The organism is Streptomyces amritsarensis (genome assembly GCF_001953875.1).
GTDB classification, from domain to species: Bacteria; Actinomycetota; Actinomycetes; order Streptomycetales; family Streptomycetaceae; genus Streptomyces; species Streptomyces amritsarensis.
Map to the genome: position 1 here is coordinate 15,405 of NZ_MQUR01000010.1, position 13,123 is coordinate 28,527.

The 13,123-nt window shown below is 74.1% G+C and carries 13 protein-coding genes and 2 pseudogenes; 11 read left to right on the forward strand and 4 right to left on the reverse strand.

Annotated features, from left to right (window positions below):
• The first annotated feature begins 33 nt into the window (after nucleotides 1–33).
• The 5 genes and pseudogenes from AVW11_RS06795 (at nucleotide 34) to AVW11_RS39205 (ending at nucleotide 2,999) form a co-directional block, all read left to right on the forward strand.
• A complete protein-coding gene (locus AVW11_RS06795) occupies nucleotides 34–687 on the forward strand; it encodes a class I SAM-dependent DNA methyltransferase (RefSeq protein WP_060178374.1) in 654 nt (217 codons plus the stop codon).
• 154 nt (nucleotides 688–841) lie between these two features.
• Nucleotides 842–967, forward strand: a complete 126-nt coding sequence (locus tag AVW11_RS38915) for a hypothetical protein (protein WP_276209052.1) — start codon at nucleotides 842–844, stop codon at nucleotides 965–967.
• Between the two features lie 325 nt (nucleotides 968–1,292).
• Nucleotides 1,293–1,718: a hypothetical protein gene (locus tag AVW11_RS06800; protein ID WP_076043509.1), complete on the forward strand. Its 426-nt coding sequence runs from the start codon at nucleotides 1,293–1,295 to the stop codon at nucleotides 1,716–1,718.
• A gap of 72 nt (nucleotides 1,719–1,790) precedes the next feature.
• A pseudogene (locus AVW11_RS39200) lies at nucleotides 1,791–2,468 on the forward strand (IS630 family transposase); the annotation flags it as partial.
• Between the two features lie 9 nt (nucleotides 2,469–2,477).
• On the forward strand, nucleotides 2,478–2,999 hold the full coding sequence (locus tag AVW11_RS39205) for a hypothetical protein (RefSeq protein ID WP_076043511.1): 522 nt from the start codon (nucleotides 2,478–2,480) through the stop codon (nucleotides 2,997–2,999).
• Nucleotides 3,000–3,008: 9 nt separating this feature from the next.
• On the opposite strand, the pseudogene AVW11_RS38245 reads toward AVW11_RS39205, so the two are convergent.
• A pseudogene (locus AVW11_RS38245) lies at nucleotides 3,009–3,417 on the reverse strand (transposase); the annotation flags it as partial.
• Between the two features lie 38 nt (nucleotides 3,418–3,455).
• On the opposite strand from AVW11_RS38245, the gene AVW11_RS06820 reads away from it, so the two are divergent.
• The gene (locus tag AVW11_RS06820) at nucleotides 3,456–3,854 is read left to right on the forward strand and encodes a VOC family protein (RefSeq protein WP_076043512.1); all 399 of its coding nucleotides are present in this window, start codon (nucleotides 3,456–3,458) and stop codon (nucleotides 3,852–3,854) included.
• Nucleotides 3,855–4,023: 169 nt separating this feature from the next.
• Here AVW11_RS06820 and AVW11_RS06825 read toward each other — a convergent pair whose 3' ends face one another.
• Nucleotides 4,024–5,223 (reverse strand): cytochrome P450 family protein, encoded by a 1,200-nt coding sequence (locus AVW11_RS06825; RefSeq protein ID WP_076043553.1) that lies wholly within the window; start codon nucleotides 5,221–5,223, stop codon nucleotides 4,024–4,026.
• 182 nt (nucleotides 5,224–5,405) lie between these two features.
• Here AVW11_RS06825 and AVW11_RS06830 point away from each other — a divergent pair, with 182 nt between their 5' ends.
• Both AVW11_RS06830 and AVW11_RS06835 read left to right on the forward strand, forming a co-directional pair.
• Entirely contained in the window at nucleotides 5,406–6,998 is a 1,593-nt protein-coding gene (locus AVW11_RS06830) for an FAD-binding oxidoreductase (protein WP_079250533.1), read from the forward strand.
• Between the two features lie 12 nt (nucleotides 6,999–7,010).
• Complete coding sequence (locus AVW11_RS06835; protein ID WP_143568816.1) at nucleotides 7,011–8,174, forward strand: trypsin-like peptidase domain-containing protein; 1,164 nt, start codon at nucleotides 7,011–7,013, stop codon at nucleotides 8,172–8,174.
• Here the strand turns inward: AVW11_RS06835 and AVW11_RS06840 are convergent.
• The gene (locus AVW11_RS06840; RefSeq protein ID WP_060178381.1) at nucleotides 8,128–8,520 is read right to left on the reverse strand and encodes a hypothetical protein; all 393 of its coding nucleotides are present in this window, start codon (nucleotides 8,518–8,520) and stop codon (nucleotides 8,128–8,130) included. The two genes, AVW11_RS06835 and AVW11_RS06840, sit on opposite strands and share 47 nt — an antisense overlap.
• Nucleotides 8,521–8,587: 67 nt before the next feature.
• On the reverse strand, nucleotides 8,588–9,535 hold the full coding sequence (locus AVW11_RS06845) for an AEC family transporter (protein ID WP_076043514.1): 948 nt from the start codon (nucleotides 9,533–9,535) through the stop codon (nucleotides 8,588–8,590).
• Between the two features lie 87 nt (nucleotides 9,536–9,622).
• Between AVW11_RS06845 and AVW11_RS06850 the strand changes: the two genes are divergently transcribed.
• From AVW11_RS06850 to AVW11_RS06860, 3 genes are all read left to right on the forward strand, one after another.
• The gene (locus AVW11_RS06850; protein ID WP_079250534.1) at nucleotides 9,623–11,143 is read left to right on the forward strand and encodes a sensor histidine kinase; all 1,521 of its coding nucleotides are present in this window, start codon (nucleotides 9,623–9,625) and stop codon (nucleotides 11,141–11,143) included.
• Nucleotides 11,140–11,820 (forward strand): response regulator, encoded by a 681-nt coding sequence (locus AVW11_RS06855; RefSeq protein ID WP_076043515.1) that lies wholly within the window; start codon nucleotides 11,140–11,142, stop codon nucleotides 11,818–11,820. Before AVW11_RS06850 ends, AVW11_RS06855 begins: the two co-directional genes overlap by 4 nt.
• 206 nt (nucleotides 11,821–12,026) lie before the next feature.
• Nucleotides 12,027–13,121 (forward strand): alpha/beta hydrolase, encoded by a 1,095-nt coding sequence (locus AVW11_RS06860; RefSeq protein ID WP_076043516.1) that lies wholly within the window; start codon nucleotides 12,027–12,029, stop codon nucleotides 13,119–13,121.
• The last annotated feature ends 2 nt before the right edge of the window (nucleotides 13,122–13,123 follow it).

The following is a 13,123-nucleotide window of genomic DNA, read 5'->3' on the forward strand; positions in this document are numbered from 1 at the left end:
TCCGGGGCCCCGGGCGGGCTACTGTTCAGGGGCATGACAGCCTCCTCGTACCTGCACTCCGTACGGGCGTCCTACGACGCCGTCGCCGTCGACTACGCGCGGCTGCCGGGCACGGAACTGGCCGGGAAGCCGCTGGACAGAGCCATGCTGGCCGCGTTCGCCGAGTGTGTGCGCGGGGAGGACGGCGGCGCCGGCCGGGCGGTCGCCGACCTCGGCTGCGGGCCGGGCCGGGTGACGGCGCACCTGGACGGCCTCGGCGTCCGGACCTTCGGGGTGGACCTGTCCCCGGCGATGGTGGCGGTGGCCCGCCGGAGCTATCGGGGGCTGCGGTTCGAGGTGGGCTCGATGGCCGCGCTGGACGTGGCCGACGGGGTGCTGGGCGGGGTCCTCGCCTGGTACTCCACCGTGCACACGCCGCCCTCGGAACTGCCCGGGGTGTTCGCCGAGTTCGCCCGGGTGCTGGCACCGGGCGGCCACGCCCTGATCGCCTTCGAGGCGGGCGACGAACGGGTCCGGCTGGAGAACGCGTACGGGCATCCCGTCGACCTCGACGTGTACCGGCTCCCGCCCGACCGGATCGCCGCCCTGCTGGCCGGTGCCGGCCTGAGGGAGATCGCCCGCCTCCTCCGCGAACCGACCCCTCACGAAACCTCCCCGCAGGGCTTCCTGCTGGCCCGCAGGGGTTAGCCCGCCCTTCCCGCTCCCCTTCCCCCTCCCCCGCGAGCCGGCCACCGCCGGTCGGCCTTCCGCGAAGCCCCCGCCGATCGCAGGCCGGGCCGCCGCCGGCCGCCCGCCGATGAGGAGACCCGCGTACGCCCCCCGCGCGGATCGGAATCAGGGCGTGACCGATACCTGGTGGCGGGGCAAGGACTCGCTCATCGCCCTGTACCGAGGCGAGGCCGCGGGCTTCGACGCCCCCCAGCGCCCTGAAGCCCACGTCCACGAGGGTCTCGCACCGGCGTGGTGACTCTCGGCCATTCGGTGGCCGCCGGTGTGACCCACGCCGGATGGCGGAGGGGTGCCGGTCCCTCTGTCGCCTCGGGGGGCGCAGGGTTTTTCACCGCATTCGGGGAGCAAACGAAACGAGACGCGGTCAAGTCGAGGTGGAACGCGGCGGCATGTGAACGGATACGGTCGGGCCAGCCAGCGGCGACAACACTCATCACGGAGGCTGTTCGGCGGCATGCCCCGAAGTAACCGTGTTGCCCCCGGTCACCGAGCCGCGGCAGCTGCATCCTCTCCGGACCACGAACCACGGACCACGGACTGACGAACAAGAAATGAGTGCGCAGATGAAGACGACGATCCAGTCCGCATTGGGCACCGCACTGCTGCTCCTGGCCGGCATGACGGCCACCAGTGGCTCCGCTGTCGCCCAGGCGCCGGGGGCGGACGTCCCGACCCCCCACCCGGCACGGCTGACAGGGCAGTGGACCGAGCCGGTCGACAAGAACCGCCCCGGAATCACCTTCTACATCCAGAAGCTGACCTTCACCGCGGACGGGCGTTTCGAGCAGATCAACAACGTGATCTGCAACCTGGACGACTGCCCCGCATTCAGGATCGGCGTCAATACGGGCACGTACCGCACGGAGGGAAGGTCCATCCACCTCGACGGCAACCTCTCGGACCTGCACGGCGCCCTCCGAAGCAGCAACACCATCGTCTTGGACGAGCACGTTCTTCACCGCACGACCGCCGGCGCCTCGGAATACTGACGTCGGCTCGTCAGGGTGAGTCGTGGGTTAAGTGCCCGCTGGGCTCGGAGCCCTGCAGAACGTCAGCGCCGTGACCGTTACGCCAGGCCGTCGGAGGCCGCCCGGCGCCTGCGGGTCAGCCTGCAACGGCACCAGCCCAGGCGCGACGGCGCGGCTGCGGCATCGGTCTCGGGCGGACCGAGTGGTTCGCGGTGCCGGCTGTCGCCGTACTGCCGCGAGAAGCTGACACGGTTCCTGGGCGGAAGGTCCGGCGGCGCACGGTGGGTGGAGGACCAGGTGCGGACCGCGTTGATGGTGACCACGCTGATCGGCCGCAAGTTCCACCTCTCGCGCCTCTGCACCGGCTCGGCTCCAGCCGTGACGAGCAGGCCGTAGGCGACCTGGGTGGAGGTGAAAGGGCGCCCGGGCGGCCTGCGGGGGCCACGTCTGCTTCGAGGACGAAGCGGGCTTCACCCCCCGGCCGCCCCGGGAACGGACCGGACCCGGGACAGGCGAGGCCCCACGTGACGGTGAGCGGGCACCGCTCGGGACGGCTGTCGGCGGCCGGCCTGATCGCCCCGCGGCCCGGCCCCGGACCCGGCTGTGCCACGCCGCAGCATGGACGAACGGGACTTCACACTGAACACCCACGTCTCACGCAAGATGCGGGACCTCGCCGTCATGGCCCTCGTCCGCAACCGTCTCAAACGGCTTCAACACCGGCCCGACACCCTCGACGGCTTTCTAGGGCGTGGGTCGGAAGTGCTCTAGGTTACTGACGTGAGTGGGCGGGGGCGGAGTTATCGATATGTCGGACCGGTCGAGCTGAAAGCCACGGTCCGGCCTGGTGACGGTGGACGTCGGATCACCTCGGCGGCTGACTTCGGTGGCTGGATCGTGGAGCAATCGGCGGCGGAGCTGGCCGAACCGTTCACCTTCGTGGTCGGTATGGACGGTGTGCTTCGGCTGGCGCCGCGGCGAAGCGAGCACGTGGCCTGTGCCGGCGGAGCCATGGTTTTGGGTGCCGGCGAGATCAGCTTCATGCGCGAGGCAGACCGGTGGATCGGAGGCGAGGTCAGCAACCAGTCCACCGGGTACTGCCCAGACGTCAGCTCTTGGGCGGAGGTCGCCCGTGCTCTCGACGCCGTGGAGCTCCGGCGGCCGTCCGGCTTCACCCACGCAGTTGTATTCCGGCGGTGCCCCGACTGCCAGGAGCACAACATCGTGCGCGAGGACGACTTCGTCTGCGTCTTCTGCAGCAGCGATCTGCCTGCGGCGTGGAATGTGGATCCCACCGCCTGATGGCAAGGGTCACAGCCACTCGTTGATGGCAGCGACGAGGACGGTCGCCTCGTAGCGGACGGCGAGCTGGTCGTAGCGCGTGGCGACAGCGCCTCTTGAGGCGGTTGACCCCGTACTCGACCGCATGACGCTGGCGGTAGTCGGCCGGGTCGAAGCGCGGAGGTCGGCAGCCGCGGGAGCCGAGCTTCTGGCGGTTGCGTGCCTGGTCGACCTTGTCCGGGACGGTGCATCGGATCCTGCGGCGGCGCAGGTAGGCGCGGTTCTTGCGAGAGGCGTACGCCTTGTCCGCCCGCACGCGATCCGGGCGGACGCGTGGCCGGCCCGGCCCGGGGCGGGGCACGCGAACCTGCGCCAACACGGTTTCGAACTGCGGCGAGTCCCCACGTTGGCCTGCCGTCACCACGATCGACATGGGCTTGCCGGACGGCAGCGGGCCGGCTCCGTAGACTGACCGGCATGGCATGCCGCATCAGTGAGTTGGTCCTGGACTGTGCAGAGCCCGAACGGCTCGCCGAGTTCTGGAGCAAGGTCCTCGGCTACATCGAACTCGCCCGCGAGGACGACGGGAGCATCGAGATCGGGCCGCCCGACGCCGGCTTCGGCGGCCCGCAGCCCACGCTCGTCCTCAGTCCGAGCGACGCCCCGCGGACCGGCAAGCTCCGGCTGCACATCGACGTCAACGCCACCGACCGCGACCAGGACTCCGAGCTGGAGCGGCTGCTCGCCCTCGGTGCCCACCCCGTCGACATCGGGCAGGACGGCACGGAGAACTGGCACGTCCTGGCCGACCCGGAGGGCAATGAGTTCTGCCTCCTGCACCGCCGCCTCCCGCCCCTCGGCCCGTCGGCACCCTGACGCGTTGCGGGTCCACGGTGGCTCACACCCGATGCGCACCCCCACGTCCCAGGCCGGGAACGGTCGCTGACGGTCGGCGCAGTGGCCGGGCCCGGAGGGGCTGCGGACGTCGCCGGTCTGCCCACCGCGGCGGTGTCGGATCCGCCCACCGCGGCGGTGACGGACCGGGTCACCAGCGCAGGGGGAGCCGTGTCACGCCGCGCATCAGGGTGCCCGGGAGCCAGTCGCGCGGGCCTGCGTCCGGATCCTCGGCCAGGTCGGGGAAACGTTCCAGCAGCGAGCGGATCGCGATGCGGCCCTCCAGACGGGCGAGCGGCGCGCCGAGGCAGTGGTGGATGCCGTGGCCGAACGCCAGGTGGCCCGGACCGGTGCGGCGGATGTCGAACATCTCGGGGCCGGGCCCCGGCCCCGAGAAGCGTGCCGGATCACGGTCGGCCGCGGCGAGGGCGACCATGACGGAGGACCCGGTCGCGATCGGGACGCCGCCCAACTCGAGGTCGGTGTCGGCGAACCGGTACGTGGCGTGCTGTACGGGGCCGTCGTAGCGCAGCATCTCCTCCACCGCGCCGTCGATCAGCCCGCCCGGGTCGGCGCGCAGCGCGGTCAGCTGGTCGGGGTGGTCGAGCAGGGCCCGCACGCCGTTGCCGATCAGGTTGACGGTGGTCTCGTGGCCCGCGACCAGCAGCAGGAAGGCCATTCCGATCAGCTCGTCCGGGGAGAGCCGGTCGCCGCCCTCGTCGCGGGTCCGGATCAGGGCGCTGAGCAGGTCGTCGCCCGGGTTCTGGGCCTTGGCCGCGATGAGTTCGACGAGGTACGCGGTCATCTCCTCCAGGACGCGGGGGTCCGCGCCGGCACCGTCGAGCGGGGCGACGATCTCGCCCGACCAGTAGCGGAACCGGGCCCGGTCCAGGTCGGGAACGCCCAGCAGCTCGCAGATGACGGTCATCGGCAGTGGCACGGCGAAGGCCCGGATCAGGTCGGCCCGACGTTCGGGCAGGGCCTCCATCGCGTCCAGCAGTCCGTCGGTGATCTGCTGGACCCGGGGCCGCAGTGACTCGACCCGGCGGGTGGTGAACTCGCGGGCCACCAGGCGCCGCAGCCGGGTGTGGTGGGGCGGGTCCGTGTCCAGCATGTTGGTGGCGACGGCGTGGACCTGCGCGATTTCGAACAGCTCCGATCCGAGCCAGTTCTTCGACAGGGCGGGGTGGCTCAGGGCCTCTCTGGCCTCCTGGTGGCCGACGACCAGCCATGCGCGTTCACCGCCCAGCACCAGCCGGTGGACGGGGCCGGTGGCGCGCAGGGCCTCGTAGAAGGGGTACGGGTCGGCGTTGAACTCTTCGGCGTGCGCGGTGAGGTCCACAAGGCTCATGGGGGCAGCGTACGGCGGCGGGTTCGCCGCGCGGGGGATGATCACAGGGTTCGAACGAGGGCCACCCGGTCTGCACATAGGACGAGTCGAACCGTTTCCGCGATGCGCCGTTCGGGGGTCAACGCGGTGCGCGTGGGACCCGCCTGCACCGTGATCCGCACGGACGGTGGCAGGAAGGAGGTATGAGCCTCCCTCGGCGCCAGGTACTCGGCGGTGCGGCCGCAGCCGTCCTCGCCACCGTCGGCGCGGCGGCCCGGGGCCCGGACTACGGCGCCCTGGCACGCGGCATCGACGGGCGGCTGGTGGTTCCGGGGGACGGCGACTACCCGGAGGCCCGGCGGCTGTTCCAGCCCCGCTACGACGCGGTCGCACCGGCCGCGGTCGCCTATCCCGCGCACGCGGGGGACGTCGCCGTGTGCCTGGACTTCGCCCGTCGCGCGGCCGTGCCCGTGGTGCCGCGCGGGGGCGGGCACAGCTACGCCGGCTGGTCCACCCGGACCGGCGCGCTGGTCGTGGACACCGGAGCCATGGCCGCGGTGGCCGTCGAAGGGGACGGCGTACGCGTCGGCGCGGGCGCCCGGCTCGGCGACGTGCACGCGGCCCTCGCCGCGCGGGGCCTGTCCGTGCCGGCCGGGCTGTGCCCCTCCGTCGGCATCGCCGGTCTCGCGCTCGGCGGCGGGTTCGGCCTGGCCTCGCGGGCGTACGGCACCACCGCGGACCGGCTGACCGGGGCGCGGGTGGTGACCGCCGGCGGGGCCGTCCGCGAGGTCTCGGCGGAGCGGGACCGGGATCCGGACCTGTTCTGGGCCCTGCGCGGCGGTGGTGGCGGCAACTTCGGGGTGGTGACCGAGTTCCGCTTCCGCACGCACCCGGCCGGCGACTGCGCCTTCGCGGAGCTGCACTGGCCGGCCGCCCGTTCCGCGGACGTCCTGCGCGGCTGGCAGCGCTGGCTGGCCGGACTGCCGGACCCGTTCTGGAGCCAGGTGGAGTTCACGGTCGAGTCGGGATCCGGACCGGGCCCGGGACCGGGACTCGGATCCGGACCGGGACCGGGCCCCGGACGGGGACCCGGGCCGGGCGACGCGGCGGCCGCGGTGCCGTCGGTGCGGGTGGTGTGCCTCGACGGCCGCACGGAACTGGAACGGCAGTTGAACCGGCTGGCCGATCTGGTCGGCGCAGCGCCGCGGGACAGCTGGACCGTCGTACGCAGCCACGGGGACACCTTGCGGGCCATGTCCGGCTGCCTGGACCTGAGTGCCGCGGAGTGCAGGCTGCCCGGCACCCTGCCCGGCCGGGACCCGCGGGGACGGCTCGGCAGGGACTCGTACGCCGCCCGCTCGGACTTCTGGGCCGGGGCGGGGCTGACGGACGCGGCGATCGGCGCGGTTCTGGACGCCGTCCGGCGGTACGGGGCCGACGCACCCCGGGGCGGGCTGGGCGTCGTCCAGTTCGACGGGGTCTGCGGCGGCGCCGTGAACCGGGTCGCGGTCGGCGACACCGCCTTCGCGCACCGCGACAGCGCCTTCCTCGCCCAGTACCTCGTCTACTGGCCCCAATCGGCGCCGGCCGCCGACGTCGCCCGGTACGAGGCGTGGCTCGACGGGCTGTGGCGGGACCTGCGGCCGTGGGCGAGCGGCCGCGCCTACCAGAACTACATCGACCCGAAGCTCAGCGGCTGGCGCGAGGCCTACTACGGCCCGAACCTCGCCCGGCTGGAGGAGGTCCGGCGCACCCACGATCCGGACCGGCTCTTCCGTTTCCCCCAGGCCGTTTAGGGAGTGTCCGGCATGCGAGGTACGTTGACGGTGGCCGCGGCGGCGGCCGCCCTGCTGGTGTCCGCGGGTCCGCTGCCCGCGGCCGAGGCGGGGGGCGCCGTTCCGGTGGCCGCGGGCCGCTGGGGCGCGCACGAGGCGGAGTCCTTCTGGACGCCCGAGCGGATGGCGGCGGCCCGCCCGCTGCCGCCCGTCCCCCTGCAGTCGCCCGTCGCGCCACAGCCGCCCGCGATGCCCGACGCTCCCGTGTCACCGGGGCCGACGGTGACGCCCGACCTGACGGCGCCGGTCACTCCGGTCCGGCCGCCGGCAGCCGTGCCCGCGGTGACGCCGTCCCCCACCCCCGACGCGACCACGCCCGAGCCCGCGCCGACGCCGACGCCGGGCACCCTCCCGGCACCCGCACCCGCGCCCGCGCCCGCGCGTCCGGCCCTGCCCAGGATCCCGGCCGCCGGACCCGGCGTCGGGCAGGACTTCGGCGGCCTCCCGGTCGTCGGCCGGATGTACCTCGTCAAGGGCGGCGGCTCCTACTTCTGCACCGCGAGCGTGGTCGCCTCCCCCGGCCGCAACCTGGTGGTCAGCGCCGCACACTGCCTGCTGGGTGCCGACACCCGGCAGGTGGCCTTCGTACCGCAGTACACGCGGGCCAAGCCGCGGCCGTTCGGCATGTTCCCGGTCGTGCGCACGTCGGCCGGACGCTCCAAGATCTGGATCGACCAGCGCTACCGCACCCAGGGCGTCAACCGCGCGGCCGCCCTCGACGTGGCCTTCGCACAGGTCGGGCCCGGCCCGAAGGGGCGGCGGGTGCAGGACGTGGTCGGCGGCAACCGGCTGGTCACCGGCGCCGGCTACGCGCACGCGCGGGCCACGCTGATCGGGCACCCGTCCACCGCCGCCCGGCCGCGCCTGTGCGTCAACCGGACGACGAAGTACACCAGCACCGACGCCCGCATCCCGGGCTCCTTCCTGCGCATCGCCTGCACCGGCTACCCGGGCGGCACCAGCGGCGGCCCGTTCCTGCTGCGCCTGGACAACCGCACCGGGACCGGCGACCTCGTGGGCGTCATCGGCGGCTGGAAGACGGGCGGGGACAAGCCCGACGTGTCGTACAGCTCGTACTTCGGGGCGGACATCAGGAGGTTGTACGAGAAGGCGGTTGCCGGGGCGAAGGCGCCGTAAGGGCCCGCACCCACCGCGTCCGGCGCGGGTTGCCGACCGTACGCGGGGTCGCCGGCAGCCCGTCGCCCGTCAGCAGCTCGGCGGACCCGAGGCCGAGCCTGCGGCGCAGGTCGGCCAGGGCCGCGTGGACGGGTGCCAGGACCACCTCGGCTCCCGGTGCGGCGGACGCGAGGGCGTACGCGGTGGTCTCGATCGCCTCGGCGGCGTCCTCGGCCGCGGTCCGGCTCCACCCGCCGGGGGCTCCGGGCCCCCAGGGCGCGACGGTGTCGTAGAGGTGGCAGGCGGCATCGGCCGCGGCGTCGGCCCGTTCCCCGACGCCGGGCGCCGCGATGGTCGGCAGTTCCATGCCGGTTCAACGAGCCGGTCCCGCCCGGGGGTGCGTGGACATCGGTGCCGTTCGCAGCCCGCCCCGCTCAGGAGGCGACCGTCTGCAGCCAGAAGGGCAGCAGCACCAGCGACACGAGCGAGGTCTTGATCACGACCGAGGCGGCGAGGCCGACGCCCACGTCGTAGCGCTGGGCGAAGATGAACAGGTTCTGCGGGGTCGGCATCGCGGCGATCAGCACGAGGTACGCCAGCCAGTCGCCCCGCACCCCGAAGAGCAGCCCGCACACCGCCCACGCCGACAGGGGGAACACCAGGCATTTGAAGGCGATCAGGGCCAGTTCCTCACGCGTGGTGCCCCGCAGGTGCAGACCGGCGCCGCCGAGGTGGAGGCCCAGGGCGAACAGGGCCACCGGCGAGGCGCTGTCGCCGACGAACGCGGCTCCGTCCAGGACCACGGCCGGGACCCGCACCGAGAGCAGGTTGAGCAGGATGCCCGCGTTGCAGGCGAGGACCAGCGGAGTGGCGAGCGAGGCGCCGGCGGCCCGGGACAGGCGCCGGCCCGGCCCGCCCTCGGCGGGACCGGCGCGGCCCAGCTCCATGAGGGCGATGACGACCAGGGACAGCACGCAGACCTGGAAGAGCAGGATCGGGAAGATCGGCGCGGCCGTCCCGAAGACGGTGATGAACACGGGGACGGCGAAGTAGGCGGTGTTCACCTGCACTCCGGCCATCACGCGCAGGGCCACCTCGCGGGGGTCGCGCCGGCCGCGGGCGACCGCCGCCGCGGCCACGACCGCCGAGGCGAGCGCCGCGGTCGCGGCGTACCCGCCGATCGCCCGCCGGTCGAACAGGGCGGCGAGGTCGCTCGCGTAGATGTTGCCGAAGAGGTAGCACGGCACGGCGAAGAGGAAGGCGTAGTCGGAGAAGGCCTTGGAGGCCTCGGCCGGAACGATCTTGCGGCGTGCCAGGAGGACCCCGCCGCCGAAGGCCAGCAGCACCGGCACCAGTTTCTCCAGCGCGGCCGCCCCGCCCATGCGAACATCTCCCCCATGATCGAATGGTGTGCAGCGTACCCATCCCTGCTCCTCCGCGGGCCCGGCGCAGCCTAGGCTGGTGCGATCATGAGCGACGAAGCCGGCGACCGGACCGGAGAGCGACCCGGCGGACGACCGGGCGGCAAGCCCCGCCGAGGGACCCGCGACGGGGCCGCGGCCCGCACCGGCGATGCCCGTAAGACCCCCAAGGCCCGCAAGGACCGCGAGGACCGCAAGGACCGCGCCGCCCTGGCCCAGCTCGCCGCGGCCCTGCGCACGCCCGCGGCGGCGGCCCAGCCGCTGTTCGCACAGGCTCCCAAGGCGTGGCAGCGGGCACTCCCGTACCTCGTGGTCGGCGTCTTCGTGGTCTCGCTGCTGCCGACGACGATCGCGGTCCTCGCCAACGACTACGGGATGGACGGCGGTTGGGCGGGGGCGCTCGGAGTCGCGCAGACCGTGCCGCTGCTCCTCGCGGTGACCCGGCCGCTGCCCGCGTGGCTGCTGGTCCTGGCCGCGGACACCGCCGGCGCGGTCCTGCTGACCCAGGCCGAGACGGTGGCCGGACACCCCTGGCCGTGGACGCCGATGGCCGTCGTCGGCTACCTGGTGCTGATGGCCTGCCTGGGGCTGCGCGAGTCCATCCGGAACCTCGTCGGGGTGTGGCTGGTGACCGGCGCGCTCGGTGCCGTGCTGGGCTTCTTCCCACCCGAGGACACCACGACCACCGCCGCTCTGCTCTTCGTGCTCGGTGGCATAGTGCTGGCGCTGACGGGCGCGCTGCGCGGTCTGGGCGACGCGCGCCAGCGGATCGCCGAGCAGGAGAGCATCAGCGAGGCCGAACGGTCCCGGCGCACCCTGCTGGAGGAACGCGCCCGGATCGCCCGCGAGTTGCACGATGTCGTGGCCCACCACATGTCGGTGATCACCGTGCAGGCCGATTCGGCGCCCTACCGGCTGCCGGGCATGCCGGAGCCGGTGCAGCAGGAGTTCGCGGCGATCGCGGCCAGTGCGCGGGAGTCCCTCGGCGAGATGCGGCGGCTGCTGACCGTCCTGCGGGCCCCCGACCCGGACGGGGCGCAGGGCGCGCGCGGGCCCGGCGAAGGCGGTGCGCACGGGGAGCGGGCTCCGCAGCCGGGGATCGGCCGGCTCCAGCAGTTGGTGGAGGCCACGGTGCGGGCGGGCCAGCCGGTGGAGCTGTCGCTGGCGGCCGGCGCGGCGGGGGCCGCGCCGCCGGCGGTCGACCTGTCGGCGTACCGGATCGTGCAGGAGGCCCTCGCCAACGTGGTGCGGCACGCGCCGGGCGCACCGACCCGCGTCTCGGTCACGGTCGTCGACGACGACGTGCTCGTGCTCGTCGTGAACGGTCCGGCGGCCCGGGACGCGGTGGTGGAGCCGGACGGCCCGGGCACGGGGCACGGCCTCGTGGGCATGCGGGAACGCGTACGGTTGACCGGCGGAACGCTGGACACCGGACCGCTGCCCGACGGGGGCTTCCGGGTCGCCGCGCGGCTGCCGCTGCACGCCGGTGACGGGGCCGCCGCCGCGCACGAGGCGCACGCGACGAACGACACGAACGAAGCGAACGACACGAACGGGGAGCGTAGTTGACCATCCGCGTGGTCATCGTCGACGACCAGGCCATGGTGCGGGCGGGGTTCGCCGCGCTGCTGTCCGCGCAGGCCGACATCGACGTGGTGGGCGAGGCCCCGGACGGGCGCCGGGGGGTACAGGTGTCCCGCTCCACACACCCCGACGTGGTGTTGATGGACGTGCGGATGCCGGAGATGGACGGGTTGGCGGCGACCCGGGAGATCCTCGGCCCGCCGCCCGGGGTGGTACACCGGCCGAAGGTGCTGATGCTGACCACCTTCGACATCGACGACTACGTGTACGAGGCGCTGCGCGCCGGGGCGTCCGGCTTCCTGCTGAAGGACGCCCCGCCGGCCGACCTGATCGCGGCGGTACGGGTCGTCGCGTCGGGTGAGGCGCTGCTGGCGCCCTCGGTGACGCGGCGGCTGATCGCCGACTTCGTCCAGCAGCGGCCGGCCCCGCGCAAGGACCCGGCGTTGCGGCTGAACGGTCTGACGCCGCGTGAGACGGAGGTGCTGGAGCTGATCGCGCGCGGGCTGTCGAACCAGGAGATCGCCGGTCACCTGGTGCTGGCGGAGCAGACCGTGAAGACGCACATCGGGCGGGTACTGGCCAAGCTCGACCTGCGGGACCGGGCCCAGGCCGTGATCTTCGCCTACGAGGCGGGCCTGGTGCGCCCGGGCGACTCGGCCTGATCCGCCCGGCAACGGCCCGAGCGGTGATCGCCGCCCGGAGCAGCTCCCTGCCGACCGGGTCCGGTCGTGCGCGCCCGCGGGCTCCCCGCACCCCGTCTCCTCCACCCCCTACCGGGGTATGACATCCGACTTGGCTCCACGGTCCGACGTGCCTGACGGGGCCGTCTTCCTACCTTCCTCCTCGTCACGAGGAGAGGAGAAGGGGCATGCGCCGCTTCGGAAGGACGCTGGTCACGGCCGCGCTGGCGGTGGCCGTCGTCGGGGGGACCGCCGGTTGGGCTTCGGGCGACAGCCAGTCGGCGGTCACCGGCCCGCCGCCGGGCAGCACCGCCTGGCGGGCCGACACGGCGTACGGCCGGGCGCTGCCCGATCCCGCGACGGCGACACCGCGGGAGGTGGCCCGGTTCTTCGCCGGGCTGGACGATGCGGGGCGCGCGGCGCTCGTACGGTCCCACCCGCTGGTGGTGGGCAACCTCGACGGGGCGCCGCTGCCCCTGCGGTACGAGGCCAACCGGCTCGCCGTCGCCGCCACGGGTGACGCGCGGTACGCGTCCCTGGCGGCGCCCGACCGGCGGATCCTGGCCTTCGACCCGCGCGGCCGGGGCCAGGTCGCCGAGGTCTTCGGGGATCTGGAGCACGCCGCGCACGTGTCGGTGATCGTGCCCGGCTCCGACAACGACGCCGCCTCCTACGACGCCAGGCGCGCGCCGCACACCGGCCCCGCCGGCATGGCCCGAGCCCTGCGCACGGCAACGTCGGCACCCACGGCCGCCGACCGGACCCCCGGCGCGGCAGCGGCAGCGGCCGACGGGCCGGTGGCCGTCGTCGCGTGGACGGGGTACACCACCCCGGTCGGCGTCGGCCTCGACGCGGCCGACGGGCGGCTGGCCGCGGCCGGGGCGACCCGCCTGGCCCGCTTCACCGCGGGCCTCGACGCCGTCGGCGCACCCGACCCGGTGCTGTTCTGCCACAGCTACGGCTCGGTGGTCTGCGGGCTGGCGGCGCGGCACACCGACGCGAGCGACGTCGTGGCCCTCGGGTCCCCCGGCATGCGGGCGGACACCGCGGACGCCCTGCACACCGGCGCGCGCGTATGGGCGGCCCGGGGTCCTTCGGACTGGATCGCGGACGTACCGAACGTCAGCCTCGCCGGGATCGGCCACGGCGCCGACCCGACCTCCGCGGCGTTCGGCGCGCGCCGGGTGCCCGCCGCAGACGTACAAGGTCACACGGGCTACTTCACGCCCGGCACGCAGTCCCTCGCGGTGTTCGCCGCGATCGCGAAGGGAGAGGCCCGGTGAGC

Excerpts from the sequence above, each read along its gene's own strand:
- AVW11_RS06830 (WP_079250533.1), top strand. The coding sequence starts at position 5,406 with ATGAGCCTCCCTCGGCGCCAGGTACTCGGCGGTGCGGCCGCAGCCGTC.
- AVW11_RS06835 (WP_143568816.1), top strand. The coding sequence starts at position 7,011 with ATGCGAGGTACGTTGACGGTGGCCGCGGCGGCGGCCGCCCTGCTGGTG.
- AVW11_RS06795 (WP_060178374.1), top strand. The coding sequence starts at position 34 with ATGACAGCCTCCTCGTACCTGCACTCCGTACGGGCGTCCTACGACGCC.
- AVW11_RS06845 (WP_076043514.1), bottom strand. The coding sequence starts at position 9,535 with ATGGGCGGGGCGGCCGCGCTGGAGAAACTGGTGCCGGTGCTGCTGGCC.
- AVW11_RS06820 (WP_076043512.1), top strand. The coding sequence starts at position 3,456 with ATGGCATGCCGCATCAGTGAGTTGGTCCTGGACTGTGCAGAGCCCGAA.
- AVW11_RS06840 (WP_060178381.1), bottom strand. The coding sequence starts at position 8,520 with ATGGAACTGCCGACCATCGCGGCGCCCGGCGTCGGGGAACGGGCCGAC.
- AVW11_RS06860 (WP_076043516.1), top strand. The coding sequence starts at position 12,027 with ATGCGCCGCTTCGGAAGGACGCTGGTCACGGCCGCGCTGGCGGTGGCC.
- AVW11_RS06825 (WP_076043553.1), bottom strand. The coding sequence starts at position 5,223 with ATGAGCCTTGTGGACCTCACCGCGCACGCCGAAGAGTTCAACGCCGAC.
- AVW11_RS06850 (WP_079250534.1), top strand. The coding sequence starts at position 9,623 with ATGAGCGACGAAGCCGGCGACCGGACCGGAGAGCGACCCGGCGGACGA.
- AVW11_RS06800 (WP_076043509.1), top strand. The coding sequence starts at position 1,293 with ATGAAGACGACGATCCAGTCCGCATTGGGCACCGCACTGCTGCTCCTG.